Here is a 12,170-nt window from a genome sequence, read left to right as displayed (position 1 = left end):
GCCGGCCGTGGGTTTCGGGGGTTGTCTCTGGTCATGGGATGGTCTCCGTCGAACGAGTGGGAGTGACGGCGCCCGGGTCGGTCCCTGGACGCCGCGCGGAAACCGCGCGCGGCCCCATCCCCCACGTGCAACGGCACGACGACGCTCGTTCCGGAGACCGGAGGCCGGTCCGGAGCGTCGGCGCGTGCACAGCCGCACGATGCGTAGATGTGGTCGCGGCGTGTCGCTCGATGACGGAGCCGGCGGGAGGCTCACGGGAGGGAATCGAGCGTGCTACGAAAAGCGGACTGATCTATAGGGATCCGGGCGTGCAGGCGCCAGGGTGGGGCACACTGCTACGCCGGGCCCGATCGGGCCTCCGCGATGCGTCTGGCGCAGGCCGCGCCGAGGCGCTGACGGCGCGCGGGGCCGGCGTGCCGAACGGGGCTCGTCTGCCAGCCGGGCAACGGAGGAGGAGCGCGCGCAGAGCCGCCCCTCCCCGCGGGTGCCGGTCAGGACGTGGTGCGCAGCCCTTCGCGCAGATAGTGCGCGACCGCATCGACGTCTCGCGGCTTGAGCCCTTCGAGCCCCCAGTGCGGCATGCCGTCCGCCGTGCCCACGAAGATGTGACGCCGCAGCCCTTCGTGGTCCTCCACGAAGCGCCAGTCCGATTCGCGGAAGGACGGCGGGCGGACCGTGTCCCCGCGGGAAACGAAGCCACCGTCCCCATACCCGCGCGGCCCGTGGCACTTCTCGCAGCTGAAGCGGAAGACGACCGCACCCCGTTCGTTGGCCGCCGCGGGGTTCTCCCAGGAAATGGAATCGAACGCCGCCGGATCGTAGGCCGCCTCGGCGGTACGCAGCGTATCCAGGGCGAGTGTCTCGGCGGGCGACGGTCCCGGCGACTCGTTCGCGCAGGCAAGGGCGGAGACCAGGGACAGGCAGGCCACGCGCTTCATGCAGCACCTCCGTACCGAGGACTGGATCGGGCGCTCCACGGGGGAGCCGTCCTCCCACTGGTTGGACGGTACGGGGTCGCCGGTGCGTCCGACTGTAGGGAGAACTCCGACGGTGGGGGTGGTGGGAAGCCTCGTGGCGGATGGGCCCGGCTCAGCCGCAGACCTCGAGCTCGGTCAGGTCGCGCACCTGGTCCGCGCGCACCCACGAGTGCATGCCGCAGTGCACCAGGCCGGCGTCGGCGAACAGCCGCCGGTACGTGGATGCCGAGCGCTTCTGGAAATCGTGATGATCGCCCACGATGTCGTCGCCGCTGGTGTACGTCTCCAGGAAGGCCACGCCGCCCACGAGGGGCACCAGCGCCTCCAGGCCCGCCACGATCTGCGGCCGGGTCAGATAGTGGAGCACGTCCGCGCACACCACCAGGTCGAAGGGCCGCTCGAACACGTGCAGGTGGAGGTCCTCGAAGGACCCCTGCCGGACGTTGCGCCGCGCGCCGTAGCGCTCGACGGCGTACGCGCTGGCATCGATGCCGAGATATGTGGACCGGGGACGCAACCGGGCCAGGACCGGCTGCCAGCGAGCCTCGCCGCACCCCACGTCCAGCACCGAACGCAACGGGCGGCCCAGCACGATCTCCGCCACCGCCACCGCCAACGTCACCTTGCGCTCGAGCGCGGCGCGCGAGCCGACGCGTTGGTCGCCTCGGTACCAACGATCGAAGTAGGCCCGGTCGTACCGCTTGCCGGCCACGGTCTCACCCACCCACGAGCCGGCGGAAGCGCGCGTCGTTCCGCAGGCGCTCGAAGTTGGAATCGCGCGGCAGGGTTCGACGCCGTCCCGGATTCAACTCGACGGCCCGCATGAGCGACTCGAAGGCGGCATCCGTCTCCCCCCGGCGCGCCTGCACGTTGGCCAGCGCCACCCAGGCGTTGTCGTTCCGGGGCGCCAGCTCCGTGGCCGCCCGCGCCCGCTCCAGGCCGGCGTCGAGATCTCCCGCGGCCACCGCCCGGTTCGCGTCCTGGATGATCTCGCCGGAGCGCTGCAGCTCCAGGATCCGGCGCAGCTCCTCGAGCGGACGCGTGTGGTCGTCCACCCGGATGTCGACCGCGCGATCGCTGAATCCGCCGTTCACGCGCGGCCGCACCACCAGCAGCGCTCCCGACTGCATCCCGCGCGCGTCCCCACCCGCCGCCTGTGCGGCATCCAGCGCTTCGAGCAGCCGCTCGGCGAGCGGGCCGTTGGAGGACTCGAAGGAGCGGGCCATCGCGTCCACCACCTCCGCACCCGTCAGGATGTTGCCCTGCGCACAGTAGTCCCGTCCGCAGCGATGCCCCTTCCAGTCGTTGGCGCCGGTGCCGGTCCAGGCGGCCGTGCGGCCCTGCTGATCCATCATCGCCACCTGCCGACGATCCCGGCCCTCGTCGCTGGCGACGAGCATGGCCAGCGCTTCCTCCGGCGGGTAGCCCGCTTCGATGAGCTGGATCCCCAGCGGTCCGTACATCGGATTCGCCGCCGCCTGGTGCGCGACGATGGCCACGCCACCCTTCGCCGTCATGGCCCGATTCCCGGCGGCGAACGCCTTCGACTGCACGCCCATCCCGAGCTCCCCGGTGGAGGGATCCCGGGCGATGATGGAGAAGGTGGCGAGGTAGTTCGGATCGTAGTCCTGCGCTCGCAGCGTCGCGGGCGCGGGCAGCAGGGCGAGCACCAGGAAAGCGGAACGACGCATGGGGCCTCCGGAGTGGCACAGGCGGGCAACGGCGCCGGAGACTATACGCCGCCCTGCGTCCTCCCGCACCGCGTCGCACCCCGCGACGGCGTCTCCCGATACGGCGCCCCGAGCGAGAGCGAACGGTGGGCCCGCCGCCGTCAGGACCTCGGAGAGTCCTCGGCGTCCAGCGCGGCGCAGCGCAGGGCCGGCACGCCGAGGGTGTCGGCGACGCCGTCCGCGTGCAGTGACAGGGCCAACGCCACCCCGTTCGTCCATCCGAAGCCGTCCTGCGTGGGGTATTCCCCGCCGCCCGCGGGCCGGTCCGGATCCTCCACGTCGTACTTCTCCATCATGCGCCCCGTGCTCCGCCAGGTCCGGCGGTTCAAGGCCAGCCAACGGGAGCGCGCCTCCGCGGCGAGCGTGGCCCGTCCCGCCGCGCACAGCGCCGAGATGCCCATCCACTGCAGCGGAGCCCATCCGTTCGGCGCATCCCACTGCTGTCCGGAGCGGACCTCCGTGGTGACCAGACCGCCCGGGCGGAGGAAGTCCCTCTCGAGCGTCTCCGCCACACGCCGCGCCTGACCGGGGTCCGCCAGACCGAAGAACACGGGTACCGCGCCGGCGAGCGTGGGACGGTCCCGCACGCGCGTCCCGTCCCTCCAGCGCACGTCGTAGAAGAAGCCGTCGTCGGGATCCCAGGCGGCGCGCAGGAGTGCGGCCTGCCGAAGTGCCGCGGCCCGGCTGAGTTCGGCGGCGCGGGCGGAGTCACCAGTGGCGCCTCGCGCCCGCAGCAGGGCGGCCAGGGTCTGCTCCGCATGGACCAGGAGGCTGTTCAGGTCCACCGGCGCCCGGCTCGTCGTCTCCAGGGTCGTCAGATCCGCAGGATCGCGCAGCCAACGGCTCGAGAAGTCCCACCCGCTCTCCGCCGTCGCGCGGATCTCCCGGTACAGTGCGGGGCGACGCCCCGGCGGTAGCCGTTCGGCGAGACGCACGTCCTCGCGATAGGACTCCGGCCGGGGCTCGGCGCGATCGTCCCAGTAGCGGTTGAGCACCGCGCCGTCCGGCAACCGCACCACGCGCTGGTGCGCGGTGCCCGGGGCCACGGACCCGGCGCCCGCCATCCAGAACGCGTGCTCGTCCAGCAGCGCAGGCAGGAACTCCAGCGCCGCGGCGGTATCGGCCGCCTGGGCGTAGAGGCCCACCATGGCGGCCAGGAACGGGGGCTGACTCCGACTGCGGTAGTACGAGCGGTTGCCGTTCGGGACGAAGCCCAGCGTTCGGACCAGGAATGCAAAGTTGCGCAGCATGTCGCGCACGAGATCGACGCGGCCGCTCGCGACCAGCCCCAGCATGGTGAAGTACGAGTCCCAGTAGTACACCTCGCGGAAGCGGCCCCCGGGCACGACGTAGCGGTGCGGGAGCGGGATCAGCGAGGAGAGCCCCGACGGATCGTCCGGCGGCCGGGTCAGGACCGGCCAGAGCGCACGGATGTGCGCCTCCATGTCGTCGGTGGATCCGACGTCTCCGCCGCCGATGACCGGTGGAGGATCGAACCACCGCGCGACGAAGGGCTCCAGATCCACTGCACCGCTCGCACGGAGGCTGTCCCACCCACGCAGGATCGCGGCCGGCCGCGCCCGCGGGAGCGCGTCCACGAAGGTCTTGGAGTCCTGGTACACCTCCGCCATCTGCACGGCGTGGAACAGGGGACCCAGATCGCGGGCCGGTGCGTACCCGGTCGCGGGCTCGAGCGCGGCGCCCGTGGTCGGCGCCGTCGACGTCGCCACGGCGGGACCGCAGGCGTACAGGACCACCACGGCCAGCACAGCCGCGGGACGCACGCTCCAGGCGCGCAGCGTACGCCGGACGCTCACGAGAAGACCGCCCAGAGCACGATCACGGCGGCGACCAGCACGGCGCTCAGCACGACGTCCAGCCGGTGCCAGCCCGGGCCCCGCGGACCCTGGGCACGCACGCGCGTGGCCAACGTGAGCCCTTCGACCTTCTCCGGAGGCGGCTCCGGCGTCAGCAGGCTCACACCGATCAGCACCGCGCTGCACACGAGGAAGAGCACGACCGCGAAGTGGAGGAAGTTCATGTCGGCGAACCGGAACCAGAACCCGTCCAGGCGGTCCTTCAGGATCTCCGCAATAAGGCGACCGACGCCCAGCACGAAGCCGGTGCCCAGCGCGGCCACCGCGCCCGGCGCGTTCACGCGCCGCCAGAGCAGCCCCGCCAGGAATACCGCGGCGATCGGCGGCGAGATGTAGGCCTGGACGCTCTGCAGGTACTGGTAGAGCTGCCCGGAGATGCGGTCCATCAGCGGGATCCACAGCAGGCCCAGCCCCACCAGGGCAGCGGTCGTGAGCTGACCCACCACCACCAGGCGGCGCTCGGAGGCCTCCGGATGCAGGCGCTTGTACACGTCGAGCGTGACGAGCGTGGAGGTGGAGTTGAACACGGAGGACAGCGAGCTCATGAGCGCGGCGAGCAGACCCGCGACCACCAGGCCACGCAGCCCTACCGGAAGCAGGGCCGCCATCAGGGCCGGAAGGGCCTGGTCGGGCGTATCCAACGCGAGCCGGCCCTGCTGGGAGAGCGCCCAGGCGATCACGCCGGGCAGCACGAAGATGAACAGCGGGAGCAGCTTGAGATACCCCGCCAGGATGGTGCCCCGACGCGCATGGTCGCGGTCGTGCGCGGCCAGGACGCGCTGGACGATGAACTGGTCCGTGCACCAGTACCAGACGCCCAGGATGGGCGCGCCGAACACGATGCCGGTCCAGGGGAAATCGGGATCGCTCATCGGCCTCCACAGCGACAGCATCCCGGGCTGCACCACGCCGCGCAGGCCCTCCCAGCCACCCAGGGCATCGAGCCCGAGCAGCGTGACGGCGATGGCGCCACCCAGCAGCACGAAGACCTGCAGAAGGTCCGTGTAGAGCACGGCCCGCAGGCCGCCGAAGATGGTGTAGACCCCCGTGACCACGACGACCACCAGCGCGCCGGTCCAGAAGTCGATGCCCATCAGGGCCTCGAAGACGATCCCGCCCGCCGCGATCGTCACGGAGATCTTGGTGAGCACGTAGCCCACGATGGAGATGGCGGCCAGATAGCCCCGCGCGCCGGACGAGTAGCGGCGCTCCAGGAACTCCGGCATGGTGAAGACGCCGCTGGCCAGGTAGAACGGGACGAACAGCCAGCCGAGCAACAGCAGCACCAGGGACGCCAGGATCTCGAACTGCGCGACCGCGACACCGGAGGCGGCCCCCGTGCCGGCGAGCCCCACCAGGTGCTCGGAGCCGATGTTGGACGCGAAGAGGGACCCGCCGATCAGGAACCAGCCGGCATCGCGTCCGGCGAGGAAGTAGTCCTGTGAGGTGCCACGCGCTGCGCGCTCGCGCAGCGCGGCCCAGAGCGCGACGCCGAACACGAGCGTGAAATACCCCGCCACGACCACCCAATCGAGCGTCGCGAGTCGGCCCACGTCCTCTCCGGGTTCGGGGATCGGGGGCACGTCCAAGCGAAGGCAGAAGCGGCGGCCGGGCAACCCGTCGGCATGCGCGCCGAACGGGAGAGCCCGCTCGGGCGGGGAACGACGCGGCTTCCCCCGTGCGCTATACTCCTGCCCGTCGCCCGCCCGCGGGAAGCCCCGCACGGGCCCTGCCCCCACCACGCTCCGGGTCCACCGCGTGTCCGGTCGATTGCGCTTCGCGTTGAGGTCGCTGCGCGGCCGCAACCTGCGCGTCTTCTTCGCAGGCCAGGGTGTCTCGTTGATCGGCACCTGGATGCAGCAGCTCGGGATGAGCTGGCTCGTCTACCGCCTGACGGGCTCGTCGGTGCTGCTGGGCGTCATGGCATTCTCCAGCCAGGTCCCGTCGTTGTTCCTGGCCCCCCTGGCCGGCGCCGCCGCCGATCGCTGGAGCCGGTACCGGCTGGTGGTGGCCGCACAGGCGGGATCGATGGTCCTCGCGCTTGTGCTCGCCACGCTCGTGCTCTCGGACCGCATCGAGATCTGGCACCTGATCACGTTCGCGCTGCTGTCCGGCATCCTGTCGGGGATCGACATCCCCGCACGGCAATCCCTGCTGGTCAGCCTGGTGGAGTCGCCGGAGGATCTGCCGAACGCCATCGCGCTCAACTCCTCCATGTTCAATGCGGCGCGGCTGGTGGGACCCTCCGTCGCGGGCGTGCTCATCGGCCTGGTGGGCGAGGGCCCGGTCTTCCTCATCAACGGCCTGAGCTACGTCGCCGTCCTGGTGGCGCTGTCCACGATCCGCGTGCCCCGGCTCCCGCGGCGCGATCAGGCCTCCATCCTCCAGAGCCTCCGGGCCGGATGGCGCTACGCGGCGGGCTTCGCGCCCATCCGCGCCCTGCTGCTCCTCCTGGCCGGGGTCTCGATGGTGGGCATCCCGTACACGGTGTTGCTCCCCGTCTTCGCGGCCGACGTCTTCGGTGGGAACGCGAGCACGCTCGGTCTGCTGACCTCCAGCGCGGCCACCGGCGCCCTGGCCGGTACGCTGTTCCTGGCCTCGCGCGACTCCATCCGCGGCATCGGCACACTGATCGCGCAGGCGTGCGGGTTGTTCGGGGTGGGTCTGATCGGCTTCTCGCTGGCCCGCACGCCCTGGACCGGCTCGCTGCTGCTCGTGTTCGCCGGCTTCGGGGTGATCGTCACCACGGCCGGCATCAACACCGTCCTGCAGACCCTCGTGGAGGAGGAGATGCGCGGCCGCGTGATGAGCCTCTACACCGTGGCCTTCGTGGGCCTGAGCCCGTTCGGCAGCCTGACCGGCGGCTGGTTGGCGGCGCACCTGGGCGCCCCCGTCACCGTGGCGCTGGGCGGCGCCGGCTGCCTGGTGCTCTCCGCCTGGTTCGCGCGGGTGCTCCCCGCGCTGCGTGAGGAGGCGCGTCCCGTGCTCGTGGCCCGCGGCGTCCTGCCCGAGGTCGCCGAGGGCGTGTCCACCGCCACCTGGTTCCGGCTGCGGAACTGAGGGGCGGTCGCCGCGGCCCGGTCGCGGACCCACGATCCGCGCGAACGCTCCCTCGTGCGCACGCGCCCGAGGCGCCACGTCCTCGATCCGCAATGTACGCTTCGATCCACCGCGCATCACGGTGGGGCGTGGGAGGACGCTACTGCAGCGGGTTCGGGAAGTTGGCGAGCCCGGCCACCGAGTCCGGCAGACGGCTCGTCAGCCAGTCCAGATCCATCCGGGCAGGGTGCTCGATGTACGTCTCGGGTTCATCGACGAGGTTCTGGAGATACTCCCGGCTCGCGTTCCAGGGGTCGTCGTCGGGCACCTGGTCGACCACACCGAACCGGTTCTGTTCGTAGCGCACACCGAACGTTCCCTCGCGCTGGTCCGGCGTACCGTCGTAGACGGCCACCGCCCAGGTGCGTCCTTCCATGTGGTCGTCGAGCGCGCGGATGAGCAGCCCGTAGAGACCGTGATCGCGGTTGGCGGAGAGCGAGCGATTGACCACGTCGATCGCCTGGGTGAGCAACGTGCGGGTGTCCAGCTTCGGCATGAGGGACTCCTCTCGAGGTCGAGGGGTGACGGAACTTCCGAGAGGCGGGCCAGACGGTGGAATCCGGTTCAGGGAACACCGCACAGTGTCTGCGGCCCGGTCGTCAGTCCTCTCGGAAGCCGTCGATCGGCAGAAAAGCAATCGGCGCGCCGCACCCCGGGACGGAGGGCGCCTGAACGGCGCAACCGACTCTCTCCCAATCAGTTGGGCGCCCGGGCCATCCCGGCCTGCTCACGTCCGGTCCCGCGGTCTCCCCCGGCGGTCGCGTTTCGCGCGCGCACGATACGCACGACGCCCCGCGGGCATCACCACCAGCGCAGGCCGACCCGGTGCACCGTCCGCTCGTCGTCCACGCGTCCCCAGGCATAGTCGACCCCGATCCGGTCTCCCCTGAACGCGGCACCGAGCGTCCAACCGGACGCGGGATCGTCCCCCACGGGCTGACCGTATCCCGCGCGCGCGAAGAACGTCCGTCCCTGGACCGGCCAATACGATACCTCCACCCCTCCGCCCGGCCGTACGTCCCCGCCGCGCCGGACGTCGAGTGCCGCGGCGGCCATCAGGTCGAGCGGGCCCACCGGTCTGCGGTCGGTCGCCGCGGCGAGGGACACACGGGTGGGCAGCTCGACAGCCTGTCCTGCAAGGTCCAGGTCCGCCCCCACGTCCTGCACCGCCACGCTCGCCGTGCCGAAGGGGAGGTCGATGCCCGCACCGACGTCGAAGGCCGCGCCCCGATCGGACCCACCGCCGGCCCGGACGGCCAGCAGCCTTGCGGCCACGCCCGCGTGCACCGGTCCCACCTCGCGTCCGTACCCCACACTCACTGCCGTCTCGCTCGCCGTGCCCGGGCCCTGGAGCGCGAGGTCGGCCTCCCACCGCGCCAGCGCACCCGCCGAGGTGGCGTACGTGGCGTTCAGCACACCGAGCGCCACGGCACCGCCGAACCAGTCGGCCGCGCCCGCGAAGGCGACGAGCGCGCCGGTCTCTGCGGCAGAGGAGAAGGTGGCTGCAATGCCGCTCGCCTCGCCCACCAGCCCGGGCGCGTAGAACAGCAGATCCGCGCTTCCCTGCGTGAGCGGATGCGCGTGGCCCATCCCGCCGGCGGCAGCGCTGGCGGGCAGGAGGGTGACGGAGAGCGTGGACGTGGACTGGGCCACGAGCGGTGCACACCATGCCGCCGTCGCGGCGCAGCAGAACAGGAGCGACCGGACGGAGCGGCGCGAACGCACGGTGCCCATCCGTCAGCGCCCCGCCACGGGGAGGCGGTAGTCGAGCGGAGGCTCGCGGTCGCCGAGCAGCGGCTCGTAGACGAACGCATCGCCGCGTCGCTCGTCGAACTCCGCGCGGGCGGCCGCGATCGTCGCCGGCGTACGGTAGAGGTCGATCGCCGTCAGCGTGAGTGTCTTGGCCGCGACCAGCATCCCCTTGGCACCGATCGGGGTGCCGCCCGCGGCGATGGCCTGCCAACTGTGCGCGGCCGTGCCCGGCACCCACGTCGCGGTGCTGAGGTTGGCCGAGGGAACCAGCCACGTGATGTCGCCCGTGTCCGCCGACGCGTACGTCTGCTCGAACTGGAAGGGCTGGATGGCCCAGGCCTGATCCATGGGGGGCGGGTTGTTCAGCGAGGTGCGGATGGCCTCGGCGAAGGCGCGGTCCTTCGCATCGTATTCCACGCCACCCACGGTCTCCAGGTTGGCGTGCATCACCTCCTGCAGCGCGACGTTCGGCAGGCGATTGTAGGCTCCGGCGATCACCTCGTACTCCATCGTCGTCCCCGTTCCGCGGGCGGCGCCTTCGGCGCTGGCGACGAGGCGGTCGAAGACGTCCTTCACCACCTCCGGGTCCGGGTGTCGCACGTAGTAGTAGACCTCGGCGAAGTCGGGGACCACGTTGGGCGCGCTCCCACCCGATGTGATGACATAGTGGATGCGGGTCTCCTGCGGGACGTGCTCGCGCATGAGGTTGGCCATGAAGTTCAGCGATTCGACCCCATCCAGCGCCGAGCGGCCGTGCTCCGGCGCGGCCGCCGCGTGCGCGGAGACCCCGCTGAAGCGGAACTGCGCGGACTTGACGGCCAGGTTCCCGCTGGGCCCGGCGAAGTTGGAGTCCCCCGCGTGCCAGGACAGCACCACGTCCACGTCTTCGAAGAGCCCCGCGCGCGCCATGTACACCTTGCCCGATCCCCCCTCCTCGGCGGGCGTGCCGTAGAGGCGGATGGTCCCGGACGTCCCGCTCGCCTCCAGCCACTCCTTCACGGCGATGGCGGCGTGCGTCGAGCCGGTGCCGAACAGGTGGTGCCCGCAGGCGTGTCCGGCCCGCTTGCCCTCGATGGGCTGCCGGGTGGGGACGGCATCCTGGTTGATCCCCGGCAGGGCGTCGAACTCGGCGAGGATGCCGAGCACCGGCTCACCGCTCCCCCATTCCGCCACGAATGCGGTGGGGATCCCGGCGACCCCGGCCTCGATGCGGAATCCGGCCTGGGACAGCTCCGATCGGAGGAGCGCGGAGCTCTCCGTCTCGAGGTACCCCAGCTCCGCGAGGTTCCAGATCTCCATCGCGACGTCCGTCATGTGGGCGAAGCGGGCGTCGAGGGCGGACAGGGCCGCCTCCCGGCCCTGCTGGCCGGTGGCGGAGGCCGGGAGCAGGAGGACGAGCCCGCCGAGCAGGGCGGCCCGACCGGCTGCGCGGACGGAAGGGGGAAACGCGACGGTCATGGGGACGACTCTCCTGGACGTTCGGATCGCAAGTCGTCCCAATGTACTCACCGGCGACGGCGGGCGCCGCCCACGGCCACGGGCGCGCAGGAGGCGGGCCAGGCCCGGTCGGGCCCGGCGGGCCCACGCCGTCGATGAACGGAGCGGCGGCGCGCGGGGCGTGGGTCGCGCCCTCCGCCCCGGCTCAGCCCGCCGTGCGGCTGGGCTCCTTTTCGAGATACTGGAGGAAGGTGGCCTTGTTGTGGGCGCGCATGTAGGCCTCCTGCGCGTCGATGCTGCCGGCCATCAGGAACTCCAGGATGTGCTGATCCAGCAACTGCATCCCGTCCTTCTTGCCCGTCTGGATCATGGACGGGATCTGGTGGAGCTTGTTCTCGCGGATCAGCGCCGAGATCGCGGGCGTTCCGATCATGATCTCCAGCGCGGCCACCCGCCCCGTTCCACCCTTCTTGCGGAGCAGGAGCTGCGAGACCACGCCTTTCAACGACTCCGCCAGCATGGACCGCACCTGCGTCTGCTGATCGGCGGGGAAGACGTCGATGATCCGGTCCACGGTCTTGGGCGCGGAGTTGGTGTGCAGCGTGCCGAAGACCAGGTGCCCGGTCTCGGCGGCCGTGAGCCCCAGCTCCACGGTCTCGCGGTCCCGCATCTCGCCGACCAGGATCACGTCGGGGTCCTCACGGAGCGCAGCACGGAGGGCGTTGGCGAAGCTCCGGGTCGTGGCGCCCACCTCCCGCTGGTTCACGAGGGACTTCTTGTTCTCGTGCGTGAACTCGATCGGATCCTCGATGGTGAGGATATGATCGGCGCGCGTCTCGTTGATGAGGTCCACCATGGCGGCCAGCGTGGTGCTCTTGCCCGACCCGGTGGGCCCGGTCACCAGCACCAGCCCCTTCGTCAGCATGCAGAGCTTCCGTACCGCGTCGGGCAGGTTGAGCTGGTCCGCGGTCAGGATCTCGGCCGGGATGGTCCGGAAGACCGCACCCATCCCCTTCCGTTGGAGGAACACGTTCACCCGGAAGCGGGCCAGACCCTCGATCTCGTACGCGAAGTCCAGCTCGCGGTGCTCGTGGAAGCGCGTCTTCTGCTCCGGCGTCATGATCTCGTGCAGGAGCGTCTCGGTGTCCCGTGGCGTCAGCTCCCGGAACTTCACCCGCGTCATGTGACCATGACGGCGCACCACCGGCTGGGAGCCGGTGGTCAGGTGCAGGTCCGATCCCTCCTGCTGCACGAGGATCTTGAGGAACTGATCCACTTGGGGCATATCGCTTCCTTGT

Annotated in this window: 10 protein-coding genes; 1 reads left to right on the top strand and 9 read right to left on the bottom strand. The window is 71.2% G+C overall.

All coding sequences use genetic code 11. The annotated features are described in order from the left end of the window. Nucleotides 1-491: 491 nt before the first annotated feature. From R3E98_00225 to R3E98_00205, 5 genes are all read right to left on the bottom strand, one after another. Nucleotides 492-938 carry a c-type cytochrome gene (locus tag R3E98_00225; protein ID MEZ4421804.1) on the bottom strand — a complete coding sequence of 149 codons (447 nt, stop codon included), beginning with the start codon at nucleotides 936-938 and terminating at the stop codon, nucleotides 492-494. 151 nt (nucleotides 939-1,089) lie between these two features. Continuing rightward, nucleotides 1,090-1,701: a methyltransferase domain-containing protein gene (locus tag R3E98_00220; protein MEZ4421803.1), complete on the bottom strand. Its 612-nt coding sequence runs from the start codon at nucleotides 1,699-1,701 to the stop codon at nucleotides 1,090-1,092. Next, entirely contained in the window at nucleotides 1,694-2,668 is a 975-nt protein-coding gene (locus tag R3E98_00215; GenBank protein ID MEZ4421802.1) for a DUF1028 domain-containing protein, read from the bottom strand. The genes R3E98_00220 and R3E98_00215 overlap by 8 nt, the downstream gene beginning before the upstream one ends. Before the next feature lie 140 nt (nucleotides 2,669-2,808). Continuing rightward, the gene (gene treF / locus R3E98_00210; protein MEZ4421801.1) at nucleotides 2,809-4,524 is read right to left on the bottom strand and encodes an alpha,alpha-trehalase TreF; all 1,716 of its coding nucleotides are present in this window, start codon (nucleotides 4,522-4,524) and stop codon (nucleotides 2,809-2,811) included. Then, the gene (locus tag R3E98_00205) at nucleotides 4,521-6,137 is read right to left on the bottom strand and encodes a sodium:solute symporter (GenBank protein ID MEZ4421800.1); all 1,617 of its coding nucleotides are present in this window, start codon (nucleotides 6,135-6,137) and stop codon (nucleotides 4,521-4,523) included. The genes treF and R3E98_00205 overlap by 4 nt, the downstream gene beginning before the upstream one ends. Nucleotides 6,138-6,366: 229 nt before the next feature. Between R3E98_00205 and R3E98_00200 the strand changes: the two genes are divergently transcribed. After that, a complete protein-coding gene (locus R3E98_00200) occupies nucleotides 6,367-7,644 on the top strand; it encodes an MFS transporter (GenBank protein ID MEZ4421799.1) in 1,278 nt (425 codons plus the stop codon). Nucleotides 7,645-7,783: 139 nt separating this feature from the next. Here the strand turns inward: R3E98_00200 and R3E98_00195 are convergent, their stop codons facing one another. The 4 genes from R3E98_00195 to R3E98_00180 all read right to left on the bottom strand — a co-directional run bounded on the left by R3E98_00195 (nucleotide 7,784) and on the right by R3E98_00180 (nucleotide 12,157). After that, nucleotides 7,784-8,179, bottom strand: coding sequence for a hypothetical protein (locus R3E98_00195; GenBank protein MEZ4421798.1), 396 nt, complete (start codon nucleotides 8,177-8,179; stop codon nucleotides 7,784-7,786). Nucleotides 8,180-8,484: 305 nt separating this feature from the next. Beyond that, nucleotides 8,485-9,408, bottom strand: coding sequence for a hypothetical protein (locus R3E98_00190; protein ID MEZ4421797.1), 924 nt, complete (start codon nucleotides 9,406-9,408; stop codon nucleotides 8,485-8,487). Between the two features lie 12 nt (nucleotides 9,409-9,420). Continuing rightward, complete coding sequence (locus R3E98_00185; GenBank protein ID MEZ4421796.1) at nucleotides 9,421-10,893, bottom strand: amidohydrolase; 1,473 nt, start codon at nucleotides 10,891-10,893, stop codon at nucleotides 9,421-9,423. A gap of 184 nt (nucleotides 10,894-11,077) precedes the next feature. Continuing rightward, nucleotides 11,078-12,157 (bottom strand): type IV pilus twitching motility protein PilT, encoded by a 1,080-nt coding sequence (locus R3E98_00180; protein ID MEZ4421795.1) that lies wholly within the window; start codon nucleotides 12,155-12,157, stop codon nucleotides 11,078-11,080. Nucleotides 12,158-12,170 lie beyond the last annotated feature (13 nt).

The sequence above is a fragment of the Gemmatimonadota bacterium genome (assembly GCA_041390125.1).
GTDB lineage: Bacteria > Gemmatimonadota > Gemmatimonadetes > Longimicrobiales > Gaopeijiaceae > JAGQIF01.
This window is presented reverse-complemented; position numbering and strand designations above follow the sequence as displayed.